This window comes from Pseudomonas sp. S06B 330 (assembly GCF_002845275.2).
GTDB lineage: Bacteria > Pseudomonadota > Gammaproteobacteria > Pseudomonadales > Pseudomonadaceae > Aquipseudomonas.
Map to the genome: position 1 here is coordinate 1,085,456 of NZ_CP088149.1, position 24,411 is coordinate 1,109,866.

Here is a 24,411-nt window from a genome sequence, read left to right on the forward strand (position 1 = left end):
ATCGTATTTCCGTGAGTAGCTATGGTCGACAAACTGACGCATTTGAAACAGTTGGAGGCGGAGAGCATCCACATCATTCGTGAGGTGGCCGCTGAGTTCGATAACCCGGTGATGCTGTACTCGATCGGCAAGGATTCGGCCGTGATGCTGCACCTGGCACGCAAAGCCTTCTTTCCGGGCAAGTTGCCGTTTCCGGTGATGCACGTCGACACCCAGTGGAAATTCCAGGAGATGTACAGCTTCCGCGACAAGATGGTCGAGGAAATGGGCCTGGAGTTGATCACTCATGTGAACCCGGACGGCATCGCCCAGGGCATCAACCCGTTCACTCACGGCAGTGCCAAGCACACCGACATCATGAAGACCGAGGGCCTCAAGCAGGCGCTCGACAAGTACGGCTTCGATGCTGCCTTCGGTGGTGCGCGGCGCGACGAAGAGAAGTCGCGGGCCAAGGAACGCGTGTACTCGTTCCGCGACAGCAAGCACCGCTGGGATCCGAAAAACCAGCGCCCGGAGCTGTGGAACGTTTACAACGGCAAGGTCAACAAGGGCGAATCGATTCGCGTCTTCCCGCTGTCGAACTGGACCGAGCTGGACATCTGGCAGTACATCTACCTCGAAGGCATCCCGATTGTGCCGCTGTACTTCGCTGCCGAGCGCGAAGTAATCGAGAAGAACGGCACCCTGATCATGATCGATGACCAGCGCATCCTTGAGCACCTCTCGGATGAAGAAAAAGCCCGCATCGTCAAAAAGAAAGTGCGCTTCCGTACTCTTGGCTGCTACCCGTTGACCGGGGCGGTGGAGTCCGAGGCCGAAAGCCTTACGGACATCATTCAGGAAATGCTCCTGACCCGTACGTCCGAGCGTCAGGGCCGAGTCATCGACCACGATGGCGCAGGCTCGATGGAAGACAAAAAACGTCAAGGCTATTTCTAAGTTAGGGTCAGACCATGTCGCACCAATCGGAATTGATCAGCGAGGATATCCTCGCTTACCTGGCCCAGCACGAACGTAAAGAACTGCTGCGCTTTTTGACCTGCGGGAACGTTGATGACGGCAAGAGCACCCTGATCGGGCGCCTGCTGCACGACTCGAAGATGATCTACGAAGACCATCTGGAAGCCATCACCCGCGATTCGAAGAAAGTCGGCACTACCGGTGACGATATCGACCTGGCGCTGCTGGTTGACGGCCTGCAGGCTGAGCGGGAGCAGGGCATCACTATTGATGTGGCCTACCGCTATTTCTCCACCGCCAAGCGCAAATTCATCATTGCCGATACCCCCGGCCATGAGCAGTACACCCGCAACATGGCCACCGGTGCTTCCACCTGTGACCTGGCGATCATCCTCGTCGATGCCCGTTACGGCGTACAGACCCAGACCCGTCGCCACAGCTACATCGCGTCCCTGTTGGGCATCAAGCACATCGTCGTGGCGGTGAACAAGATGGACCTCAAGGGCTTCGATGAGGGCGTGTTCGACAGCATCAAGGCCGACTACCTGCAGTTTGCCGAAGCCATCAACATGGCCCCGAGCAGCCTGCACTTTGTGCCGATGTCGGCGCTCAAGGGCGACAACGTGGTCAACCGCAGCGAGCGTTCGCCGTGGTACACCGGCCCTGCGCTGATGGAAATCCTCGAGACCGTTGAAGTGGCTGCCGACCGCAACTTCACCGACTTGCGTTTCCCGGTGCAGTACGTCAACCGTCCGAACCTGAACTTCCGCGGCTTTGCCGGCACCCTGGCCAGTGGCGTGGTACACAAGGGCGACGAAATCGTCGTGCTGCCATCGGGCAAGAGCAGCCGGGTCAAATCCATTGTCACCTTCGAAGGTGAGCTGGAGAACGCCGGCCCGGGCCAGGCTGTGACCCTGACCATGGAAGATGAAATCGACATCTCCCGTGGTGACCTGCTGGTGCATGCCGACAACGTTCCACCGGTCACTGACCAGTTCGACGCCATGTTGGTGTGGATGGCTGAAGAACCGATGCTGCCGGGCAAAAAGTACGACATCAAGCGCGCCACCAGCTATGTGCCGGGCTCGATTGCCAGCATCGCCCACAAGGTTGATGTGAACACCTTGGAGCAGGGCGCTGCCAGTGCTCTGCAATTGAATGAAATCGGCAAGGTCAAGGTCAGCCTCGACGCGCCGATTGCCCTGGACGGCTATGACAGCAACCGCACCACCGGTGCCTTCATTGTCATCGACCGCCTGACCAACGGCACCGTGGGTGCCGGCATGATCATCGCGCCGCCGGTTGTGCCACACGGCACCGTCGGTCAGCACGGCAAACTGTCCCATGTTGACACTGCAGAGCGTGCCCTGCGTTTTGGTCAGCAACCGGCCACCGTGCTGTTCAGCGGCCTGTCGGGCGCGGGCAAGAGCACCTTGGCTTACGCGGTGGAGCGCAAGCTGTTTGACATGGGCCGTGCGGTGTATGTGCTTGATGGCCAGAACCTGCGTCACGACCTGAACAAAGGCCTGCCACAGGACCGCGCCGGGCGTACCGAGAACTGGCGTCGTGCTGCTCACGTAGCGCGTCAGTTTAACGAAGCTGGCCTGCTGACCCTGGCCGCCTTCGTTGCCCCGGATGCCGAAGGCCGCGAACAGGCCAAGGCCCTGATCGGTAAGGAGCGTCTTGTCACCGTATACGTCCAGGCCTCGCCAATGGCCTGCCGTGAGCGTGACCCGCAAGGCTTGTATGCTGCTGGCGGCGACAACATTCCTGGCGAAAGCTTCCCGTATGACGTGCCGCTGGATGCCGACCTGGTGGTCGATACCCAGAACGTCAGCGTGGAAGAGGGCGTCAAGCAGGTGCTGGAGCTGCTGCGTAAGCGTGGCGCGATCTAAGCATTGCGGATGAACAAAAAAACCCCACCTTGGTGGGGTTTTTTGTTGTCAAGACAAAAGTACCTGTGCAGGTGGTGAGGTATATGTTTACCGCAGTATCCTTTCAGCTGAGCCGTATTTTGAAATCTCATTGAATAAATGATGAGGTTCGCAATGCCTGTTAAGTACACTAACTTTCAGAGCTCAGGCTCAATGCTCCTGCCCCCTAATCAAACGCTTTCGCCAGGTCAGTTTCTGAGATCCGAAAATGGAAGATATTATTGCCGCTTGAGATCTGACGGAAACTTAGTGGTTGAGCAGGATGGAAAACTGATCTGGGTGGCTGATGCTAGACAACCCTTCAGTAAGACGATCAATAGAAAGAAGATGCGCGAAAAAACACACTTTATAGTGAGTAACTCTGGTTTTTTATATGATCCTTCCAGAGGAAGGTTATGGATAGCCGAGAGCACTCATGCAACTGATAAATCCTATTGGTACAATAACTGCCTGGTTCTTCGGGATGATGGCAATCTGGTCATTTATGATCAGCGATCAGGTGATGTCCGTTGGGCGCGGACCGGTTTTGTTCCAGGACGGATCCCAAAACCTAAGCCTTACAAAGAGCTCTTTAATTTTCCAGTCTACACTTGGGATTTTTAGTTGTCTCTGTTGCACAGTTGCATATTTTGGTCCATATCACATTTGAATTGTCGTTCGTAAAGTGGTTCGGTTAGCGTAAATCGTCCATTGCTGCATGCGGACAAGGTAATTGTGATAATAATCAATGTATATTTCATTTGGTGTCACTGCCTCGTGCCGGGAGGGTGCAATGATCTCTCGGTGCGAGTAGTGAGGAAATATCTAAGCTTCCCATTTCACTGTAGGCCAAAGCTGCTTTGACGTAAGATGTCACTCTCCCGGTGAGCATGAGTACCTACAAATGCTTTTCCAGATGGTCGTGTTTGTATTCAAATATGCTTCTCCGACACCGGAATCACCCGCTTCTCTTTCACCGCCTTGAACGAGAAGCTCGAATAGATCTCCTTCACCCCCGGCAAGGTTTGCAGGACCTCCCTGGCAAACTCACCAAACGACTCCAGGTCTCGCGCCAGGATCTCCAGCAAAAAGTCATAGCGCCCAGAGATGTTGTGGCAGGCGACAATCTCGGGGATCTCCATCAGCCGCTGCTCAAAGGCTCGGGCCATGTCCTTGGAGTGCGAGTCCATCATGATGCTGACGAACGCCGTCACACCAAAGCCCAATGCCTTGGGTGAAAGCACAGCTTGGTAGCCGGTGATGTAGCCGTTCTCTTCAAGCAGTTTGACCCGCCGCCAGCACGGTGAGGTAGTCAGGGCGACGTTGTCGGCCAGCTCGGAAATGGTCAGTCGGGCGTTGTCCTGCAGGGCCGCCAATAGGGCGCGGTCGGTACGGTCGATGGCGGTAGGCATGATTTGCCCTCCATGGCCTGAATTCATGGTTTTCTTGTTAATAACCACCGTCTGTAGTGGTTGTATTTGGAAAAAAATCAGCACCTCAGTGGCATAAGCTTAGATCAAACCACAAGAGGCTGTTGTCATGAGCGGCTCCACCAAGGATTCAGGTTTTGCTACCCGTGCCATCCACCACGGTTATGACCCATTGGCCAACCACGGCTCACTGGTTCCGCCGGTCTATCAGACCGCCACGTTCGCATTTCCTACGGTTGAGTACGGCGCAGCCTGCTTTGCCGGCGAGCAGGGCGGATATTTCTATACGCGTATTTCCAACCCCACCCTGGCCCTGCTGGAAGACCGCATGGCTTCGCTTGAGGGCGGTGAAGCCGGTTTGGCACTGGCGTCGGGAATGGGCGCGATCACTGCCACGCTATGGACGCTGCTACGCCCCGGCGATGAAGTGTTGGTCGGGCGTACCTTGTATGGTTGTACCTTTGCCTTCCTGCACCACGGTATTGGTGAGTTCGGGGTCAAGGTCCGCCATGTCGATATGACCGACCTGCAAGCGTTGGAAGACGCGATCAGCGCACGCACCAAAGTGATCTACTTCGAAACGCCGGCCAACCCGAACATGCAGATGGCCGATATCGCTGCGGTAGCGAAACTTGCCCACCAGCACGACATCACCGTGGTAGTCGACAACACCTACTGCACGCCGTACCTGCAGCGCCCGCTGGAACTGGGCGCCGACCTGGTGGTGCATTCGGCGACCAAATACCTCAGCGGCCATGGCGACATTACGGCCGGCCTAGTAATCGGGCGCAAGGCGCTGGTTGATCGGGTGCGACTCGAAGGGCTCAAAGACATGACCGGCGCGGTCATGTCACCGCAAGACGCCGCGTTGCTGATGCGCGGCATGAAGACCCTGACCTTGCGCATGGAGCGTCATTGCAGCAACGCCCAGACGATTGCCGAGTACCTGCAGCAGCATCCGGCGGTGGAGCTGATCAACTATCCTGGCTTGCCCAGCTTCCCTCAATACGATTTAGCCCAGCAGCAGATGCGTTTGCCGGGCGGCATGATCGCCTTCGAGCTCAAGGGCGGGATCAGCGCTGGGCGCCGCTTTATGAATGCCCTGCAGTTGTTCAGCCGTGCCGTCAGCCTCGGCGATGCTGAATCCCTGGCCCAGCACCCGGCAAGCATGACCCACTCCAGCTATACCCCTGAGGAGCGTGCGCAGTATGGCATCTCCGAAGGTTTGGTCCGGCTGTCAGTCGGTCTTGAAGATATCGAAGACCTGCTGGCCGATATCGAGCAGGCCCTGAAGGCCTGTGCCTGAAACCGCCAAGGAAGAGGTCAACGCAATGGTGGCAATGATGACCCTTGTGCCGGGTGAGGGGGTGCCGCAGCGCCCCGGTGACGATCCACAGGCTGACAGTGATCCGGGCGAAACCGCCGAATGGCTCGACGCCCTGGATTCAACGCTGCAGCACTGCGGCCCTGAACGCGCGCGGTTTCTGCTTGAACAGCTAGAAGCTCATGCTCGTGAACTGGGCGTGGAGCGTGGCGCGCAGGCGTTTTCAGCGTACCGCAATACCTTGTCGGTGGAGCAGCAGGGGGGCTACCCCGGCGATCTGGAACTTGATGAGCGGATCACCAGTTTGCTGCGCTGGAATGCCCTGGCCATGGTAATGCGCGCCAACCACGCCTATGGCGACCTGGGTGGGCACATCGCCAGTTATGCCTCGGCAGCGGAAATCTTCGAGGTCGGCTTCCAGCATTTCTTTCGCGGCGAGACGGGGACCGGGCAGCGGACCGCCGACCTGGTGTTCTTCCAGCCGCATTCGGCGCCTGGTATTTATGCGCGGGCGTTTCTTGAGGGACGGCTCAGTGCCGAGCAATTGGCCCGTTATCGCCAGGAGGTAGCAGGCAATGGCCTGTGCTCTTATCCACACCCTTGGCTGATGCCCGACTTCTGGCAATTTCCGACAGGGTCCATGGGTATAGGGCCGATCAATGCCATCTACCAGGCGCGCTTCATGCGTTACCTGCACAACCGCCAACTGCTCGACACCCGCGTCCGGCATGTCTGGGGTGTATTTGGTGACGGTGAGATGGATGAGCCGGAATCCATTGCCGGCCTGACCCTGGCGGCGCGTGAACAGCTGGATAACCTCACCTTTGTGGTCAACTGCAACCTGCAGCGCCTGGATGGCCCGGTACGCGGCAACGGCCAGATCATTCAGGAACTTGAGGCACTGTTCAGTGGTGCTGGCTGGAATGTGATCAAAGTGCTCTGGGGCTCGGAGTGGGATGCACTGTTTGCCCGCGACAGTGAGCACGTATTGTTGCGTCAGCTGGCGGCGACACCCGATGGCCAGTTCCAGAACCTCGGCGCCAAGGACGGTGCCTACAACCTTGAACACTTTTTCAACCAGCATCCGGCCCTGCAGAAACTGGTCGAACACATGAGCTCTGCCGAGATCAGCGCGCTCAAGCGCGGCGGTCACGATTTTCGCAAGCTGTACGCCGCCTTCGCGGCGGCCAAGGCCTGCAAAGGGCGGCCGACGGTGATTCTGGCCAAGACCAAGAAAGGTTATGGCATGAGCAGCGCTGGTGAATCGCGGATGACTGCGCACCAGGCCAAGAAGCTCGATGTGCAGGCTTTGCTGGCGTTTCGTGATCGCTTTCATCTGCCGCTCAGCGACACTCAGGTCGAGCAATTGCAGTTTTATCGCCCGGCCGACGACAGCCCGGAAATGCGCTATTTGCGTGAGCGCCGCGCTGCGCTCGGGGGAGCATTGCCTGCTCGACGCAGCGACGCTTCTCCGGTGCCGGTGCCCGCGCTGGAGACGATGGGCGGTTTTGCCTTACAGGCTGACGGCAAGGAAATGTCCACCACCATGGCTGCGGTGCGGATGCTCAGCGCCTGGCTCAAGGCGCCAGAGCTGGGGCCGCGCTTGGTGCCGATCGTCGCTGATGAGGCGCGCACCTTCGGTATGGCCAGCCTGTTCCGTCAGATCGGCATCTACTCACCTCTGGGCCAGTGCTATGAGCCTGAGGACGCCGGCTCGCTGCTGTCGTACAAGGAAGCCCGTGATGGCCAACTGCTTGAAGAGGGCATTACCGAAGCCGGGGCGATTTCCTCCTGGGTCGCGGCGGCAACCTCCTACGCGGTACACGGCGAGCCGATGCTGCCGGTGTACATCTATTACTCGATGTTTGGCTTTCAGCGCGTCGGCGACCTGATCTGGGCGGCCGCCGACCAGCGTGCCCGTGGATTGCTGCTGGGCGCTACGGCCGGGCGCACGACGTTGGGCGGGGAGGGGCTGCAGCACCAAGACGGTTCGAGTCTGGTGATGGCCGCGATGGTGCCCAACTGCCGGGCCTGGGAGCCGTGCTTTGCAGGCGAGCTGGCGGTGATTCTCGAACACGCAGCGCGGCGCATGCTCACCGAGCAGCACGACGAGTTTCACTATGTGGCGGTCATGAACGAAAACTATCCACAACCTTCCCTGCCAGCGCAGGTGCATGAAGAGGTGTTGCGCGGCATGTACCGTTATGTCGAACAGCGGGTGGCGGATGCTCACGGGCAAGTGCGCTTGCTTGGCTCGGGGGCGATTTTGCGCGAGGTCATTGCGGCCAGTGAGTTGCTGGCCAGTGATTGGCAGATTGCGAGTGAAGTGTTCAGTGTCACCAGCTTCAGCGAATTGGCGCGGGAGGCGCGGGAGGTTGATCGTGACAGTCGGCTAGGGCAGGGCAATAGTGAGGTCAGCCATGTCGAGCGTTGTCTGAACGGCAGTGCCCCGGTGATTGCCGCCACGGACTACGTGCGTGCTTGGCCGCAGTTGATTGCAGAGTATGTGCAGGCGCCTTACACCACGTTGGGTACCGATGGCTTTGGCCGCAGTGATACCCGTCAGCAGTTGCGGCGGTTTTTCGAAGTTGACCGTTTCAGTATCGTGCTGGCCAGTTTGCATAGTTTGGTGCGTCAGGGCGGGCTTGAGCGGCGGGTGCTGGATCAGGCTTTGGAGCGTTATGGCCAAAGGGCGGGGGCGGCGCCTTGGAACGGTTAGCAACGTAGCCGCTGCCGTCAGGCTGCGATCGACTGCAGAGCAGTCGCAATTGGGCTACTCCGGTTTTGCGGCCGTTTCACGGCCGATCGCAGCCTAGCGGCAGCGGCTACAACGGCCAGGGGACTTTGCAGGGTGTCTATGGAAATAAAATAATGTTTCTTGTTTTTCCGGAGACAAAGCGTGAGTGACCTGTTTTGAAACCCTCGGGCCTTAGCCCGGAAGGGTCAGAGCTTTTTGTATATAAGCAGGGGTTGACGCAATCGCAAGCCGTATCGGTTGAGTCTGCAATCAATAGAGTGCTCCCAAAATCCTATAAAGATTTTTTGCGTAGGATGAATGGGCTTTATTTTGCTTTGCCTGACTATGGAGAGATTTCATTGGCCATGGTGGCAGGCGGTGTCATCAGTTTTGACCGGTTTTTTGGGCTGTCGCCAGATGAGCAGTGCAATTGTCTCGTTTGTTTTAATAACCAATACATTGATGAGTTAGCATTCGTTGGGGATGTGCTTGCTATCGGGGAGGATGGAGGTGGCAATCCATATGTGTTAATCAGTACACCTGGGCGTGAGGGTGTTTATTACTGGGATAGAACCCACCTTCATGAGCCTGGCTTGACACGTGATGTTGATATTGCTGAGCAGAACGAATGCGGGGATTTGTTTTTCATCTCGCCAGGGTTTGAGGAATTTTACAATACGCTTTTTTCATCTGCAGGCGTGGATGTCGAGTTTGTACTGGGACGGTAAGTTAAAGCGTTCTTGCGCTCAATTAAGGTTTTTGGCGTGCGCTGTGACAGTTGGCGTCAAAGTGACTCAATCCAAGACCCCAATAAAAAACCCCGCCAATCGGCGGGGTTTGTGTTTTCAGCGCTTGAGCCCGTAATGCTCATCGAGCATGCCTGGCGAGTTCGGCGCTTTCGGTGCGTAGTCGCGTGGCACTTCGGCGTCCTTGGGTGGGGTCAGGCGATCACGCGGGGCCTGGGCCGCTTCCGAATGCAGTGAGGCCAGCAGGCGCTGGCGGGTCAGTTCGTCCAGGGCCAGGCGGTTGGCGCCTTCGGCTAGATGGTCCTGAACTTCCTGGTAACTTTGAGTCAGTTTCTTGACCAGCGCAGCAGTGCTGTTGAAGTGGGTAACCACCTCATTCTGGTAGCTGTCGAAGCGTTCCTGGATATCATCCAGCTGCCGCTGGGTGCTGCTCGGTGCAGCATTGGGCAGCAGCCGGGCGACCAGGAAACCAACGACGACACCCACGACGAGGGCCAGGGTCGGCAACAACCAAACTAAGAGCGAGAGTTCCACGAGTCCTTCCTCTATAAACGGCTTTGCTTTACGTTAACGGCTCGGACCTGCGCTGTATACCGCGAACGATCGCAAATATCTCAGACAGAATCATTCAGCTAGACGAGTCGACCCTTTCCGAGGTCACGGAGTTTATCCTTGCTTATCCGCGAAACCCCTGTATTCATCGATGGCCCGGTCGGCCAACTGGAAGCCCTGTACCTGGATGTCGCCGAGCCACGCGGCGTGGTGCTGCTGTGTCACCCCAACCCGGTGCAGGGCGGGACCATGACCAACAAAGTGGTGTCGATGCTGCAACGCACTGCCCGCGATGCCGGTTACATTACCTTGCGTTTCAATTACCGCGGCGTCGGCGCCAGTGCCGGCAGCCATGACATGGGCAGCGGTGAAGTGGACGATGCTCAGGCCGCAGCAACCTGGCTGCTGGCACAGCATGCAGGTCTGCCCCTGACGCTGATGGGCTTTTCCTTCGGTGGCTTTGTCGCCGCCAGCCTTGGCGGCCGCCTGGAGGCTCAGGGTGTGGCGCTCAAGCAACTGTTCATGGTGGCCCCAGCGGTGATGCGCCTGAAGGATCACGACACCTTGCCACAGGCCTGCGCCCTGAGTGTGATCCAGCCGGAAACCGACGAAGTGATTGATCCGCAGCTGGTCTACGACTGGTCTGACGCACTCACGCGCCCCCATGAGCTGCTGAAAGTGGCAGAATGCGGACACTTTTTCCATGGCAAGCTCACCGACCTCAAGGAACTGGTGCTGCCGCGCCTTTCGAACTGATACAAGCCTGATAAGCGATTACCCATGACTACGCGCATCCTTACCGGTATCACCACCACGGGCACGCCTCACCTGGGCAACTACGCCGGTGCCATTCGCCCGGCGATTCTCGCCAGCCGTGAGCCCGGTGTCGACTCGTTCTACTTCCTGGCCGACTACCACGCCCTGATCAAATGCGATGACCCGCAGCGCATCCAGCGCTCGCGTCTGGAAATCGCCGCAACCTGGCTGGCCGGTGGCCTGGACCCGGAACGGGTGACCTTCTATCGCCAGTCCGACATCCCCGAAATCCCCGAGCTGACCTGGCTGCTGACCTGCGTCGCGGCCAAGGGCCTGCTCAACCGCGCACACGCCTACAAAGCCTCGGTGGACAAGAACGTCGAGAGCGGTGAAGACCCGGATGCCGGTATCAGTATGGGCCTGTACAGCTACCCGGTGCTGATGGCCGCCGACATTCTGATGTTCAACGCCAACAAGGTGCCGGTCGGTCGTGACCAGATCCAGCACGTGGAGATGGCCCGCGACATCGGCCAGCGCTTCAACCACCTGTTCGGCCAGGGCAAGGAGTTCTTTGCCATGCCCGAAGCACTGATTGAAGAAAGCGTGGCGACCTTGCCAGGGCTCGATGGGCGCAAGATGTCCAAGAGCTATGACAACACCATCCCGTTGTTCACCAGCGCCAAGGACATGAAGGACGCCATCTCGCGGATCGTCACCGACTCGCGCGCTCCGGGTGAAGCCAAAGACCCGGACAACTCGCACCTGTTCACCCTGTTCCAGGCCTTCGCCACGCCGGCGCAAGCCGATGAGTTCCGTAGCGAACTGCTGCAGGGGCTGGGCTGGGGCGAAGCCAAGCAGCGCCTGTTCCAGTTGCTCGATGGCCAGTTGAGCGAGCCTCGCGAGCGTTATCACCAACTGATCAGCCGCCCGGCCGACCTTGAAGATATCTTGCTGGTCGGTGCGCAAAAAGCCCGCAAGGTGGCCACACCGTTCCTTGAGCAACTGCGTGAAGCGGTTGGCCTGCGCTCGTTCCGCAGCATTGAGCAGGGGCCTGCCCAGGTGAAGAAGAAAGCTGCCAAGGCCGCGCGCTTTGTCAGCTTCCGTGAAGACGACGGCAGCTTCCGTTTCCGCCTGCTGGCCGCCGATGGCGAGCAATTGCTGCTGTCGCGCAACTTCGCCGATGGCAAGACTGCGGGTGCGGTAAGTAAGCAGCTGCAACAGGGCGGTGAGCTGGACGTGCGTACAGAGGGCCTGGGCTTCAGCCTGTGGCTGGAAGGTCAGTGCGTTGCCGATGGCCCTGAGCTGGCCGATGAGGCTGCACGCGATGCCGCTATCGACAGCCTGCGCGTAGCGTTGCAACCGCAGCAGGACTAAACGGTCTGACGCAAGTCTGATTGCCATTCTCCAGGGCCGTCGCTACAGTGACGGCCCGTTTTTGTTACCTTGCTAACGAATTATGACGCCCCTAGAACGATATCAAGCAGATCTGAAACGTCCCGAATTCTTCCATGATGCGGCGCAGGAAACTGCGGTGCGTCATCTGCAGCGCCTGTACGACGATCTGATCGCGGCGCAGAACAACAAGCCTGGTGTGTTCGGCAAGTTGTTCGGCAAGAAGGAGCAGGCACCGGTCAAGGGCTTGTACTTCTGGGGTGGGGTAGGGCGCGGCAAGACCTACCTGGTCGATACCTTCTTCGAGGCGCTGCCGTTCAAGCAGAAGGTGCGTACGCACTTCCACCGCTTCATGAAGCGCGTGCACGAGGAAATGAAAACCCTCAAGGGCGAGAAGAATCCGCTGACCGTCATTGCCAAGCGTTTCTCCGACGAGGCGCGGGTTATCTGCTTCGACGAGTTCTTCGTCTCCGACATTACCGACGCGATGATCCTCGGCACCTTGATGGAGGAGCTGTTCAAGAACGGCGTGACCCTGGTGGCCACCTCCAACATCGTCCCTGATGGTTTGTACAAGGACGGCCTGCAGCGTGCACGCTTCCTGCCGGCCATCGCCCTGATCAAGCAGAACACCGATATCGTCAACGTCGACAGCGGCGTCGACTATCGCCTGCGTCACCTGGAGCAGGCCGAACTGTTCCACTTCCCGCTGGACGCAGCGGCGCACGAAAGCCTGCGCAAGAGTTTCAAGGCGCTGACGCCAGAGTGCACCCAGGCGGTGGAAAACGATGTACTGATGATCGAAAACCGCGAAATCCGTGCCTTGCGCACCTGTGATGACGTGGCCTGGTTCGATTTCCGTGAGCTGTGCGACGGTCCGCGTAGCCAGAACGATTACATCGAACTGGGCAAGATTTTCCATGCCGTGCTGCTTAGCGACGTTGAGCAGATGAGCGTGGCCACGGATGACATCGCCCGGCGTTTCATCAACATGGTCGACGAATTCTATGACCGCAACGTCAAGCTGATCATCTCGGCTGAAGTTGAGCTCAAGGATTTGTACACCGGTGGTCGCCTGACCTTCGAATTCCAGCGGACCCTCAGCCGTTTGCTGGAAATGCAGTCCCACGAATTCCTGTCGCGGGCGCATAAGCCTTAAGGCTGTGGTGCCTTCATCGCCGGCAAGGCCGGCTCCCACACCGATCTTTGTGGGAGCCGGCCTTGCCGACGATGGGGGCCTCAGGCCTCCTGCATGAACTGCTGCCGGTACTGATTCGGCGACAACTCCGTATGTTGCCTGAACAGCCGGGCAAAGAAACTAGCATCGTCATAGCCCACCTCGTAGCTGATGGTTTTGATGCTCTTGCGCGTGCCTGACAGCAAACCCTTGGCCGTTTCGATGCGCAGGCGTTGCAGGTAATGCAACGGCTTGTCACCGGTCGCGCTCTGGAAGCGGCGCATGAAGTTGCGGATGCTCATGCCGTGGTTGCGCGCTACATCTTCGAAGCGGAACTTGTCGGCAAAGTGTTCTTCAAGCCACTGCTGGATCTGCAGGATGATCAGGTCCTGGTGCAGCTTCTGGCCGCCAAATCCCATACGCCCCGGGGTGTAGTTGCGCTGCACCTCGTAGAGGATATCGCGGGCCACCGCCTGGGCGACATTGGCGCCGCAGAAACGCTCGATCAGGTAGATGTACAGGTCGCAGGCTGACGTGGTGCCACCTGCGCAATAGAGGTTGTCGGCGTCGGTCAGGTGCTTGTCCTGATTCAGGCTGACGTTGGGGAAGCGTTCGGCAAACTGGTTGAAGAAGCGCCAGTAGGTGGTCGCTTCCTTGCCGTCGAGCAGGCCGGCCTCGGCCAGCCAGAACACACCACTGGCTTCGCCGCAGAGCACCGCGCCGCGGGCGTGCTGCTCGCGCAGCCAGGGCAAGACCTGTGGATAACGCTGGCAGATGGCATCGAAATCGTCCCAGAAGGCCGGCAGGATGATCACATCGGCCTGTTCCAGGCCGCTGTCCACCGGTAGCAGGACATCGCTGAAGCTGCGCACCGGCTCGCCGTCAGGGCTGACCAGGCGGGTCTCGAACATGGGTTTCAAACCCAGGCCCAATTGTTTGCCGTAGCGCAAGCTGGCCAGGTGGAAGAAGTCTTTTGCCTGCATCAGCGTGGAAGCGAAGACGTTGTCGATGGCCAGGATACTGACGCGGCGCAAGGAGGCGCTGGGTTGGGTAAACATCATTTTCTTTATTCTTATAGGGTAGAGTGGTCAATCACCGGCTGGATCGTCTTATTTTTTGGCCGTTGTGTCTACCCTCGGTTCCCGCGCGCTGCACGGGAACCGCTCACGCGACTCAGGGCGCCGGGTTAGGCTGGTCCTGATGGATGGCCTCGATGGCTGCCAACAGTTCGTCAGAGAGTTTGAGGTCGAAGCTGGCCAGGTTGCTGTCCAGTTGTTCCAGGGTGGTCGCACCGATGATGTTGCTGGTCACGAAAGGCTGGCGGGTGACGAAGGCCAGGGCCATCTGCGCCGGGTCCAGGCCGTGCTCCTGGGCCAGCTTCACGTAGCGGCTGCAGGCCGCCACGGTTTGCGGGTTGGAGTAGCGCGAGAAACGGCTGAACAGGGTCAGGCGGCCTTTCTCTGGCCGTGCGCCGTCTTCGTACTTGCCCGAGAGCATGCCAAAGGCCAGCGGCGAGTACGCCAGCAAGCCGCACTGTTCACGGATGGCAATTTCCGCCAGGCCCACTTCGAAGCTGCGGTTGAGCAGGTTGTACGGGTTCTGGATCGACACCGCGCGGCTCCAGCCACGGCTCTCGGCCAGCTGCAGGAACTTCATGGTGCCCCACGGGGTTTCGTTGGACAGACCGATATGACGGATCTTGCCGGCCTTGACCTGTTCGTCGAGCACTTCCAGGGTTTCTTCCAGCGGGGTGAAGTGGTCCTGGGGCAGGTGCTGGTAACCCAGCTTGCCGAAGAAGTTAGTGCTGCGCTCCGGCCAGTGCAGTTGGTAAAGGTCGATCCAGTCGGTCTGCAGGCGTTTGAGGCTGTCGTCCAGGGCGGCGACGATATGCTGGCGGTTGTGTTTGAGCTGGCCGTCGCGGATGTGGCTGATGCCGTTGCCCGGGCCTGCGACTTTGCTCGCCAGGATCCAGTCGGCGCGATCGCCGCGGGCCTTGAACCAGTTGCCGATGATGCGCTCGGTGGCGGCATAGGTTTCCGGGCGGGGAGGCACCGGATACATCTCGGCAGTGTCGATGAAATTGATCCCGGCGGCCTTGGCGCGTTCGATCTGGGTGAATGCCTCGGCCTGCTCATTCTGCTCGCCCCAGGTCATGGTGCCCAGGCACAGTGCGCTGACATTGAGGTCGGTGCGGCCCAGCTGGCGGTAGTCCATTGGCGTGTCCCTGACAAAAGAAGCATAAAAGCAGGTTGAATTTTTTTTCGCAATCTGGATAATTCAGCCCCTCTCCGTGTTGTGGGAGTGATGCCCCGCTTCATAGTAGAACCCTGCCGAATATTGGACGCGCTGACCCGAGCCCCCGATAGCGTCCGTGTGCGGCTGTGTCCTTGACTTGTCAAGGTGCGCACTATCCAGTAAGATCCGCCGTCTTATTTTCGCTGGGCGGCCCCTGAGGCTATAAAGAATGAAAACTTTTACTGCTAAACCGGAAACAGTAAAGCGCGACTGGTTCGTAGTTGACGCCGCTGGTCAGACCCTGGGTCGTCTGGCTACCGAAATCGCTACCCGTCTGCGTGGCAAGCACAAACCAGAATACACTCCTCACGTTGATACCGGTGACTACATCGTCGTCATCAACGCCGAGCAGATCCGTGTGACTGGCGCCAAGACCACGGACAAAATGTACTACTCCCACTCCGGCTTCCCGGGCGGTATCAAGGAAATCAACTTCGAGAAGTTGATCGCCAAGGCCCCAGAGCGCGTGATCGAGACCGCGGTTAAAGGCATGCTGCCTAAAAACCCACTGGGTCGCGACATGTACCGTAAGCTGAAAGTCTATGCGGGCGCTGCTCACCCTCATACTGCTCAGCAGCCCCAAGAACTGAAGATTTAACGGAATAGTTCATTATGTCGGCGACTCAAAATTACGGCACTGGCCGTCGCAAGACCGCAACCGCTCGCGTTTTCCTGCGTCCAGGTACCGGTAACATCTCTATCAACAACCGTTCTCTGGACGTGTTCTTCGGTCGTGAAACCGCGCGCATGGTAGTACGCCAGCCGCTGGAACTGACCGAAACCACCGAAAAGTTCGACATCTACGTCACCGTTATCGGTGGTGGTGTCAGCGGCCAGGCCGGTGCAATCCGTCACGGTATCACCCGTGCACTGATGGACTACGACGAAACCCTGCGTGGCGCTCTGCGCAAAGCTGGCTTCGTTACCCGTGACGCTCGTGAAGTTGAGCGTAAGAAAGTGGGTCTGCGTAAAGCACGTAAGCGTCCTCAGTACTCCAAGCGTTAATTTCGCTTCGGCGTTCAAAAAAAGCCCGGTTCCTTGTGGAACCGGGCTTTTTTTATGTCTTGAATAACTATGCTGTTCTTTACTGTGACAACTTGCCGCATAGACGCAAGTCAAGAGCTACAAGGGATTGCGCCTTGGTTACAGGCTAATCACCTTGTCAGAGCAGGGTCTTTTCATTACCATGCGGCAAATTTTTAGCAGTTCAGAAATTACTTAGTAGATGCCTGTTGTAACAGGCCATAAAGCTGATGGGAGAGGACTGAATGAGCAATGACGGCGTCAATGCAGGCCGGCGTCGCTTCCTCGTAGCAGCCACATCCGTGGTGGGTGCTGCAGGAGCGGTGGGGGCTGCGGTCCCGTTCGTGGGGTCATGGTTCCCCAGTGCCAAGGCGAAAGCCGCAGGTGCACCGGTGAAGGTCAATATTGCCAAGGTGGAGCCAGGGCAGCAGATGATTGCTGAATGGCGTGGCCAGCCGGTCTTCATCGTCCGTCGCACCGAAGAGATCCTCGGCAACCTCAAGAAGATCACTGGCGACCTCTCCGACCCTGAATCCAAGGCATCGGTTCAACCGACTTACGTCAACCCGGAAAACCGTGCGATCAAGCCGGAGATCCTGGTGTTGGTCGGTCTGTGCACCCACCTGGGCTGCTCGCCAACCTTCCGTCCTGAAGTCGCCCCGGTTGATCTGGGTCCCAAGTGGGTTGGCGGTTACTTCTGTCCCTGCCACGGCTCGCACTACGACCTGGCTGGCCGCGTCTACAAGTCCCAGCCGGCGCCGCTCAATCTGCCAGTGCCGCCGCACTCTTATGAGTCGGACGACATCATTGTCGTCGGCGTCGATCAGGAGAACGCGTGATGAGTAAGTTCATGGACTGGGTTGACGCCCGCTTCCCCGCGACCAAGATGTGGGAAGACCATCTCAGCAAGTATTACGCACCGAAGAACTTCAACTTCTTCTACTTTTTCGGCTCCTTGGCACTGCTGGTGCTGGTTAACCAGATCGTCACCGGCGTCTGGCTGACCATGAGCTTCACGCCGTCGGCCGAAGAAGCCTTTGCTTCGGTCGAATACATCATGCGTGACGTCGAGTACGGCTGGATCCTGCGCTACTTGCACTCCACCGGCGCGTCGGCATTCTTCATTGTCGTTTACCTGCACATGTTCCGCGGTCTGCTCTACGGCTCGTACCAGAAGCCGCGTGAGCTGGTCTGGGTGTTCGGTATGCTGATCTACCTGGCGCTGATGGCGGAAGCCTTCATGGGCTACCTGCTGCCGTGGGGGCAGATGTCTTACTGGGGTGCCCAGGTGATCATCTCGCTGTTCGGCGCGATTCCAGTGATCGGCGATGACCTGACCCAGTGGATCCGTGGTGACTACCTGATTTCCGGCATCACCCTGAACCGCTTCTTCGCCTTGCACGTGGTGGCCCTGCCGATCGTTATTCTCGGTCTGGTGGTGTTGCACATCCTGGCGTTGCACGAGGTGGGTTCGAACAACCCTGATGGTGTCGATATCAAGAAGCACAAGGATGAGAACGGTGTGCCGCTTGATGGCATTGCCTTCCACCCTTACTACACCGTGAAGGATATCGTCGGCGTCGTCGTGTTCCTCTTCGTGTTCTGTGCCGTGGTGTTCTTCTTCCCGGAAATGGGCGGTTACTTCCTGGAGAAACCGAACTTCGAGCAGGCCAACGCCTTCAAGACCCCTGAACACATTGCCCCGGTCTGGTACTTCACCCCGTTCTACGCGATCCTGCGGGCGGTTCCAGACAAACTCCTCGGCGTTATCGCCATGGGTGCTGCGATTGCCGTGCTGTTCGTGCTGCCATGGCTCGACCGCAGTCCGGTCAAGTCCATGCGCTACAAGGGCTGGATGAGCAAGGTTTGGCTGCTGGTGTTCTGCATCTCGTTCGTGATCCTCGGTGTGCTCGGTGTACTGTCACCAACCCCGGGTCGCACACTGCTGTCGCAGGTATGCACCTTCCTGTATTTCGCCTACTTCCTTCTGATGCCGTTCTACACCCGGCTTGAGAAGACCAAACCGGTTCCGGAAAGGGTGACTGGCTGATGAAAAAGCTATTTGCAGTATTGATTCTGGCAGTGATGCCCTCGTTGACCTTCGCGGCCGAAACCGGCGTGGTACTGGACAAGGTTGATATCGATCTGGCCGACAAGGCTGCCATGCAGGACGGCGCACGCACCTTTGCCAACTATTGCATGGGTTGCCACAGCGCCAAGTTCCAGCGTTACGAGCGTGTTGCCGACGACCTGGGTATTCCCCACGAGCTGATGCTCGAGAACCTGGTGTTCACGGGTGCCAAGATTGGCGATCACATGAAGATCGGCATGAGGCCTGACGATGCCAAGACCTGGTTCGGCGCCGCGCCGCCTGACCTGACCCTGGTCGCCCGGGTGCGTGGTACTGACTGGCTGTACACCTACCTGCGCAGCTTCTACGAGGACAAGTCGCGTCCTTATGGCGTGAACAACAAGGTGTTCCCGAACGTCGGCATGCCTAACGTGCTGGTTGGCCTGCAAGGCAATCAGGTAATTGGCTGCAAACAGGTGCAGACGGAGGTGGATGGCAAGAAGCAATTCGACCCGTTGACCGGCACGCCATTGACTCACGAAGCATGTGACCAGCTGACCGTGGAGCCGAAATCCGGTACCCTGACCGAAGAGCAGTTCGACGAGAAGGTCAAGAACCTGGTGACCTTCCTGGCCTACTCGGCCAACCCGGTCAAACTGGAAAGTCAGCGCATCGGTACCTACGTGTTACTGTACCTGGCCTTCTTCTTCATATTCGCTTACCTGCTTAAGCGCGAATACTGGAAGGACGTGCACTGATCACGCAGTAGTTTCTGGTAGTTGAGCGCGCCCTGGGGGGCCTCTGGAATACGGAGGCGCCTGCAGGGCGCGTTTGCATTTGTAGCTTTTATAATTTCATCGCGAGGAGGACCACTATGGGCGTGACCAACCGGTTAGCCTGCTACTCCGACCCCGCTGACCATTATTCTCATCGGGTGCGCATCGTTCTCGCCGAGAAGGGCGTCAGCGTCGAGATCATCAATGTCGATCCCGGACGCTTGCCGCCCAAGCTGGTCGAAGTGAACCCCTATGGCGGCGTGCCAACCCTGGTCGATCGCGACCTGGCGTTGTACGAGTCGACCGTGGTGATGGAATACCTCGACGAGCGTTATCCGCATCCACCGCTGTTGCCGGTCTACCCGGTGGCGCGGGCCAACAGCCGGCTGCTGATCCATCGCATCCAGCGCGATTGGTGTGCACTGGTTGATTTGATTCTCGACCCGCGCAGCAAGGAAGCGGCGCGTGTGCAGGCGCGCAAGGAGCTGCGCGAAAGCCTGACCGGCGTGTCGCCGTTGTTTGCCGACAAGCCGTGTTTCCTCAGTGAGGAGCAAAGTCTGGTCGATTGTTGTCTACTGCCCATACTCTGGCGTTTGCCAGTGTTGGGAATTGAACTGCCGCGGCCGGCCAAGCCGTTGCTCGATTACATGGAGCGACAGTTTGCCCGCGAAGCTTTCCAGGCAAGCCTGTCCGCTGCTGAACGTGAAATGCGCTAGGTTTTAAGGAGCTGTCGATGAACTCCAGTCGCCCCTATTTGGTACGTGCACTCTATGAGTGGATCGTGGACAACGACTGCACCCCGCATATGCTGGTCAACGCTGAGTACCCAGCGGTACAAGTGCCCCAGGGCTTCACCAGCGATGGCCAGATCGTCTTGAACATCTCACCCAGTGCCGTACGCCACCTGCACATGGATAACGAGGCTGTGAGCTTCGAGGGGCGCTTTGGCGGGGTTGCTCATACCCTGTTCGTGCCTGCCGGTGCGATTCTCGGTATTTATGCCCGGGAAAATGGCCAGGGTATGGTCTTTGAGCTCGAGCCGCCCGTGCTTGAAGATGATGAATACGAAGAGGACGATGGTGTTGAGCCGGATGACGATGGCCCACCGGCCGGTGGCCAGCCGCCACGCCCCAGCGGGCGTCCGAGTCTGAAGGTTGTGAAGTAACAAAAAAAGGCGATCCATGTGGATCGCCTTTTTTTATCCGTCCTGATTACAGGTCGGTGATGGTGCGGACCTGGTCCTTGTTGACGCGGGTCACTTTGCCGTCCAGCTGTTCGAACTCGTAGAAGCCCGAGCTGCGCTCAAAGCGTGGGGCGTCGACAGCCTGAAATTCGCGGCCATCGTTGAGGGTGATCAGGCTTGGGGTGGAGCAGCCAGCCAGTGTGGCGAAAGCGCCGATCAGCAGGGTTGGCAGCAGGCCGTTTTTCATGGGTACTTCCTAGGCAGATTGAATGTAAGGGCTAGGGGCGCGTTGCGTCCCATCTCCGGCAAGGCCGGCTCCCATAGGATGGCGTGCACAAATGCAAAACTATGGGGGGCTGGCCTTGTCAGCGATGGCCTGCACAGCAGGCCCGGGTATTCAGTCGATGTATTCGAACAGCTTGACGATCTTCTGCACGCCCGACACGCCCTGCACCAGGTTGGTGGCGCGAGTGGCTTCCTGTTGAGTCAGCAGGCCGAGCAAGTAAACGATGCCGTTCTCAGTGATTACCTTGATCCGCGAACCGGGAATGTTGCTGTCGGTGAGCATTTGGGTCTTGATCTTGGTGGTCAGCCAGGCGTCGTTGTTGCGCGCCAGCAGCGAGGAGGGTGGCAGCACTTGCAGTTCGTTATGCACCTTTTTTACCCGCTGGACCTGGCCTGCAGCCTGTTCGGCCAGGCTCTTGAGGTCGGCGCGCGGGGTTTGTCCGGCCAGCAGCACGATACCGTTGAAGCTGCTGACAACGATATGCGAGTTCTTGTCCAGATCGGGGCTGGCTTTGGCCACGTTCACCGCGACTTTGGTTTCGATCAGTGAGTCATCGATCTTGCTACCGAAGGTGCGGGTGCCGCGATCATCTTCGATCGGCTTGTCGCGGGTGGCGGTAAGGACCGAGCTGCAGCCACTGAGGCTCAGGCAAAGGGTCAGGGCCATCAGGCCGATGCGCTTAGGGGTCATTCTTCACTCCCGAACAATTGGCTGTCGATCAGGTCGCAGAGGCAGTGGATCGCCAGCAGGTGGACTTCCTGGATACGTGCGGTGACGTTGGCTGGAACGCGGATTTCGACGTCCTCGGGCAACAGCAGTGAGGCCATGCCGCCACCATCGCGTCCGGTCAGAGCTACGACAATCATTTCGCGATCATGTGCGGCCTGGATCGCCTGAATGATGTTTGCCGAGTTACCGCTGGTCGAAATTGCCAGCAATACGTCACCTGGTTGGCCCAGGGCGCGGATCTGCTTGGAGAAGATTTCGTTGTAGCTGTAGTCGTTGGCAATCGAGGTGATGGTCGAGCTGTCGGTGGTCAAAGCGATGGCCGGCAGGCTCGGGCGCTCACGTTCGAAGCGGTTGAGCAACTCGGAGGAGAAGTGCTGGGCGTCGCCGGCCGAGCCGCCATTGCCGCAAGCGAGCATTTTGCCTTCGTTGAGCAGCGCGTTGACCATGACCTGACTGGCTTGCTCGATGTGCGGTGCAAGGACTTCCATCGCCTGTTGCTTGGTGTTGATGCTGGCCTGAAAAAGCTGGCGAATTCGGGATTGCATGTCCATCAGTAAGACCTTAAGTAGGGCGGCTGGTCGGGCGTGTCGGGAGTGTACAGAAAAGGTCCCGGCACATGACTGTGCGGCCCGCGAAGCAAAGAGCAAAAAAGTTAAAGGGGTAAACGTGCCGGGTCAGGGCGGGCTCAGCAGTCGAAGGCGTTTTTCAGCCATTGGAGCGCTTGGCCCGAGTGGCCTCTGCCTTGCACGGCGATCACATCGAAACGGCAGGGGTGGTTGGCCCAGCGTGTTTCCTTGTGCAGAAAAGACTCGGCGGCTAGCACCAGTTTGTCCTGCTTGCGCCCGTCGATACTGCCGAGTGCACCGCCAAAGTTCGCGTGCAACCGATAGCGAACTTCGACAAATACTACTGTATCGCTGTCGAGCATGACCAGATCAAGCTCGCCAAGTTTGCATCGCCAGTTCTGCGCCAGCAGGTGCAGGCCTTGCCCTTGAAGGTACTCAAGGGCGTGTCGCTCGGCGGCCTGGCCTGCCTGTTGGCGCGAACTGTCAGGCATCAGCGTGGGGTGTCGGGCAGGCGCTTGACCTGGCCGCCGGAGAACTCGGCCCATGGCAGTTGACGCTCAATGCGCTGGTTCGGGTTCATGCTCAGGCTGCCGGAGAAGCCTTCGATGCGGTTGTCTGGCAGTGCCTTGAGCTGACCCAAACGAGGCGCCAGGCTGTAGGCATCGATGCCCATGGCGTACAGGCGGCCAAGGCTGCCGGCCGCTTGTGGCCACTGGGTCACGACCTGCTGGCGCAGGCTGTTGTTGGTGTCGAGCAGCCATGGGGTTTCGCAGAAGCGAATGCCGTTCATGTCGTTGTACTGGTTGACGTCACCGCTGGCACTGTACAAGTGGGAAGTGGCGTAGACCGGTACATCACCGGCGTACTGGAAGTTGAGAGTCGGCTTGATCTGCTGGCCTTGTTGTGGGGTGGCAGCAAGGAAGATGAAGTCGATGTCCTGGCGGCGCGACGGCTGAGCCGAAACGGTGCCGCCGACAGTGTTCTGCAGGCTCTTGGCGCGGCCTTCGCTCTGGCGCAGCTGGAACAGGTCGGCGATCTGCTGGGCCAGGGCTACCGGTTGGTCAATATGTTCGGCAGCGAGCAGGGTACCGCCGTTGGCTTCCCAATCCTGGCGGAACGCCTTGAGTACGCGGTCACCCCATTCGCCACGAGGTACCAGGGCAACGGCGCGAACCATGCCGTCGGCGCGGGCGCGACGCGATACTTCGCGGGCTTCGTCTTCGGCGGCCAGGCCAAACTGGAACAGTTGTGCCGGGCCATTCTGGCCTGCATCGCTGTAGTTCAGGGCCAGGGTGGTGATTGGCAGTTGTGGGCGAGAGGCGAGTTGCTTGACCAGCGGTTTTTCCAGCGGGCCAACCACCAATTGCACACCGGCGGCCTGGGCCTGGCGATAGAAGTCATCCAGGGAGGTCAGGCGCGAGCTGTCGAACACTTCGATGGCAGGCGGCTTCTGGCCGGCTTGTTGCGCCTGGAAGTGTGCCGCCATGAAGCCGTCACGCAGGGCGCGGGCAACACCGGCCAGTTGACCTTCCTGTGGCAGCAGCAAGGCAATTTTGGTCAGCGGTTGGCTGGCCAGTTCCTTGAGCTTGACCAGCGGCAGCGGCAGTTGCAGAGCTGCTGGGTGGTCAGGGTGCTGGCTGCGCCAGGTGTCGATGGCGGACTGTTGCTGCTCCAGGGTCCCGGCGCTTTTCACGGCCAGGGCCAGGCTGGCCCAGCCGGCCAGGGTGTCGTTGCCAGTGGCAACGCCTTGCAGCTGATCGCTGGGGAGGGCCGCGACCAGGTTCCAGATCGCGTCGTTGTTGGCGCTGGCAGCATTGGCGCTGAGCAGTGGCGCCAGTTGCACGCGGGCCTTGGCGGCGCTCAAGGTCTGGCCGTCGGCTTCCAGGGCGGCAGCTTGCACGCTGAGGGTGCGAGCCTGTTGCTCTTCTGGCAGTTCGCCCAGGCGCGCCAGGCTTGGATGGCTCAGGGCGGTCAGGGCAGCCTTGGGCTGGTTGCGGGTCATGGCCAGCTCAGCGCTCAGCGTACTGGCGAAAACCTGTTGGGCCGGCTTGAGTTGGTCGACTGGTACCTGCTCGAGGATTTTCGCCGCACGGACGTTATCCTTCTGCCGGTAAGCCAGGTCGGCGGCGCTCAGGCGCAGCAGGGCGGCTTGTTCGGGTGTCTTGCTGGTGGCGGCCTGTTCAAGCAATTGCTCGATGCTGGCGTCCGGGGTGCGTGGCAGTTCGCCGAGGCTCGACGAAGGCGAGCTGGCGCAGGCTGCCAGCAGGGCGGCGAGGCAAAGGGCTGTGAACAGCCGCAGGCAAGCGATCATGTAAAGGTCCTGTTACTCGATCAAATTAACGGGCAATTGTACCCAAGCGCTGGCCGGGGCGCGATGTTACTGGTGTTAATCCTTCAATATAGGTGCTGGAACGCACTGTGTAGGCACTGCTGGTTACGCATTGTTGCCGTCAGTCGGGCTACAATGGCGCTTTGTTCAACACGATAGGTGTGTG

At 58.9% G+C, this 24,411-nt stretch carries 24 protein-coding genes; 15 read left to right on the forward strand and 9 right to left on the reverse strand.

Annotated features, from left to right (window positions below; translation table 11 throughout):
• The first annotated feature begins 21 nt into the window (after positions 1–21).
• The gene (gene cysD / locus CX511_RS05130; protein ID WP_045183597.1) at positions 22–939 is read left to right on the forward strand and encodes a sulfate adenylyltransferase subunit CysD; all 918 of its coding nucleotides are present in this window, start codon (positions 22–24) and stop codon (positions 937–939) included.
• Between the two features lie 14 nt (positions 940–953).
• On the forward strand, positions 954–2,855 hold the full coding sequence (gene cysN, locus CX511_RS05135) for a sulfate adenylyltransferase subunit CysN (RefSeq protein WP_045183594.1): 1,902 nt from the start codon (positions 954–956) through the stop codon (positions 2,853–2,855).
• A gap of 950 nt (positions 2,856–3,805) precedes the next feature.
• On the opposite strand, the gene CX511_RS05140 is transcribed toward cysN, so the two are convergent.
• Positions 3,806–4,285 (reverse strand): Lrp/AsnC family transcriptional regulator, encoded by a 480-nt coding sequence (locus CX511_RS05140; protein WP_045183592.1) that lies wholly within the window; start codon positions 4,283–4,285, stop codon positions 3,806–3,808.
• A gap of 127 nt (positions 4,286–4,412) precedes the next feature.
• Here CX511_RS05140 and CX511_RS05145 point away from each other — a divergent pair, with 127 nt between their 5' ends.
• The 3 genes from CX511_RS05145 (at position 4,413) to CX511_RS05155 (ending at position 9,092) form a co-directional block, all read left to right on the forward strand.
• The gene (locus CX511_RS05145) at positions 4,413–5,609 is read left to right on the forward strand and encodes a methionine gamma-lyase (protein WP_101293230.1); all 1,197 of its coding nucleotides are present in this window, start codon (positions 4,413–4,415) and stop codon (positions 5,607–5,609) included.
• A 25-nt stretch (positions 5,610–5,634) separates the two neighbouring features.
• Positions 5,635–8,346 carry an alpha-ketoglutarate dehydrogenase gene (gene mdeB / locus CX511_RS05150; protein WP_373432762.1) on the forward strand — a complete coding sequence of 904 codons (2,712 nt, stop codon included), beginning with the start codon at positions 5,635–5,637 and terminating at the stop codon, positions 8,344–8,346.
• 251 nt (positions 8,347–8,597) lie between these two features.
• A complete protein-coding gene (locus CX511_RS05155) occupies positions 8,598–9,092 on the forward strand; it encodes an SMI1/KNR4 family protein (RefSeq protein ID WP_082071323.1) in 495 nt (164 codons plus the stop codon).
• A 117-nt stretch (positions 9,093–9,209) separates the two neighbouring features.
• On the opposite strand, the gene CX511_RS05160 is transcribed toward CX511_RS05155, so the two are convergent.
• Positions 9,210–9,644 carry a Z-ring associated ZapG family protein gene (locus tag CX511_RS05160; protein WP_045183584.1) on the reverse strand — a complete coding sequence of 145 codons (435 nt, stop codon included), beginning with the start codon at positions 9,642–9,644 and terminating at the stop codon, positions 9,210–9,212.
• Between the two features lie 138 nt (positions 9,645–9,782).
• On the opposite strand from CX511_RS05160, the gene CX511_RS05165 reads away from it, so the two are divergent.
• The 3 genes from CX511_RS05165 to zapE all read left to right on the forward strand — a co-directional run bounded on the left by CX511_RS05165 (position 9,783) and on the right by zapE (position 12,969).
• Positions 9,783–10,418 carry an alpha/beta hydrolase gene (locus CX511_RS05165; protein ID WP_045183582.1) on the forward strand — a complete coding sequence of 212 codons (636 nt, stop codon included), beginning with the start codon at positions 9,783–9,785 and terminating at the stop codon, positions 10,416–10,418.
• A 24-nt stretch (positions 10,419–10,442) separates the two neighbouring features.
• Positions 10,443–11,792: a tryptophan--tRNA ligase gene (locus tag CX511_RS05170; protein WP_101293231.1), complete on the forward strand. Its 1,350-nt coding sequence runs from the start codon at positions 10,443–10,445 to the stop codon at positions 11,790–11,792.
• Positions 11,793–11,874: 82 nt separating this feature from the next.
• A complete protein-coding gene (zapE, locus tag CX511_RS05175; protein ID WP_045183578.1) occupies positions 11,875–12,969 on the forward strand; it encodes a cell division protein ZapE in 1,095 nt (364 codons plus the stop codon).
• Positions 12,970–13,049: 80 nt separating this feature from the next.
• On the opposite strand, the gene CX511_RS05180 is transcribed toward zapE, so the two are convergent.
• Positions 13,050–13,946 (reverse strand): GlxA family transcriptional regulator, encoded by an 897-nt coding sequence (locus CX511_RS05180; RefSeq protein ID WP_177327773.1) that lies wholly within the window; start codon positions 13,944–13,946, stop codon positions 13,050–13,052.
• A gap of 214 nt (positions 13,947–14,160) precedes the next feature.
• Positions 14,161–15,201 (reverse strand): NADP(H)-dependent aldo-keto reductase, encoded by a 1,041-nt coding sequence (locus tag CX511_RS05185; protein ID WP_045183576.1) that lies wholly within the window; start codon positions 15,199–15,201, stop codon positions 14,161–14,163.
• A 250-nt stretch (positions 15,202–15,451) separates the two neighbouring features.
• Between CX511_RS05185 and rplM the strand changes: the two genes are divergently transcribed.
• The 7 genes from rplM (at position 15,452) to CX511_RS05220 (ending at position 20,317) form a co-directional block, all read left to right on the forward strand.
• Positions 15,452–15,880, forward strand: coding sequence for a 50S ribosomal protein L13 (gene rplM / locus CX511_RS05190; protein ID WP_045183573.1), 429 nt, complete (start codon positions 15,452–15,454; stop codon positions 15,878–15,880).
• Between the two features lie 14 nt (positions 15,881–15,894).
• A complete protein-coding gene (gene rpsI / locus CX511_RS05195) occupies positions 15,895–16,287 on the forward strand; it encodes a 30S ribosomal protein S9 (protein WP_028943271.1) in 393 nt (130 codons plus the stop codon).
• A 263-nt stretch (positions 16,288–16,550) separates the two neighbouring features.
• Entirely contained in the window at positions 16,551–17,144 is a 594-nt protein-coding gene (petA, locus tag CX511_RS05200; RefSeq protein WP_028943272.1) for a ubiquinol-cytochrome c reductase iron-sulfur subunit, read from the forward strand.
• On the forward strand, positions 17,144–18,355 hold the full coding sequence (locus CX511_RS05205; protein WP_045183570.1) for a cytochrome b: 1,212 nt from the start codon (positions 17,144–17,146) through the stop codon (positions 18,353–18,355). Before petA ends, CX511_RS05205 begins: the two co-directional genes overlap by 1 nt.
• Complete coding sequence (locus CX511_RS05210) at positions 18,355–19,134, forward strand: cytochrome c1 (protein WP_045183567.1); 780 nt, start codon at positions 18,355–18,357, stop codon at positions 19,132–19,134. The genes CX511_RS05205 and CX511_RS05210 overlap by 1 nt, the downstream gene beginning before the upstream one ends.
• 116 nt (positions 19,135–19,250) lie before the next feature.
• Positions 19,251–19,868, forward strand: coding sequence for a glutathione S-transferase N-terminal domain-containing protein (locus CX511_RS05215; RefSeq protein ID WP_038607195.1), 618 nt, complete (start codon positions 19,251–19,253; stop codon positions 19,866–19,868).
• Positions 19,869–19,885: 17 nt separating this feature from the next.
• Positions 19,886–20,317 (forward strand): ClpXP protease specificity-enhancing factor, encoded by a 432-nt coding sequence (locus CX511_RS05220; protein WP_045183564.1) that lies wholly within the window; start codon positions 19,886–19,888, stop codon positions 20,315–20,317.
• A 46-nt stretch (positions 20,318–20,363) separates the two neighbouring features.
• On the opposite strand, the gene CX511_RS05225 is transcribed toward CX511_RS05220, so the two are convergent.
• The 5 genes from CX511_RS05225 to CX511_RS05245 form a co-directional block, all read right to left on the reverse strand.
• Positions 20,364–20,582 carry a YgdI/YgdR family lipoprotein gene (locus CX511_RS05225; RefSeq protein WP_045183562.1) on the reverse strand — a complete coding sequence of 73 codons (219 nt, stop codon included), beginning with the start codon at positions 20,580–20,582 and terminating at the stop codon, positions 20,364–20,366.
• Between the two features lie 150 nt (positions 20,583–20,732).
• Positions 20,733–21,311, reverse strand: a complete 579-nt coding sequence (locus CX511_RS05230) for a BON domain-containing protein (RefSeq protein WP_045183561.1) — start codon at positions 21,309–21,311, stop codon at positions 20,733–20,735.
• Entirely contained in the window at positions 21,308–21,901 is a 594-nt protein-coding gene (locus tag CX511_RS05235; protein WP_026001179.1) for a phosphoheptose isomerase, read from the reverse strand. Before CX511_RS05235 ends, CX511_RS05230 begins: the two co-directional genes overlap by 4 nt.
• A gap of 134 nt (positions 21,902–22,035) precedes the next feature.
• Positions 22,036–22,407, reverse strand: a complete 372-nt coding sequence (locus tag CX511_RS05240; protein ID WP_045183558.1) for a YraN family protein — start codon at positions 22,405–22,407, stop codon at positions 22,036–22,038.
• Positions 22,407–24,227 (reverse strand): penicillin-binding protein activator, encoded by a 1,821-nt coding sequence (locus tag CX511_RS05245; RefSeq protein ID WP_101293232.1) that lies wholly within the window; start codon positions 24,225–24,227, stop codon positions 22,407–22,409. The genes CX511_RS05240 and CX511_RS05245 overlap by 1 nt, the downstream gene beginning before the upstream one ends.
• Positions 24,228–24,411 lie beyond the last annotated feature (184 nt).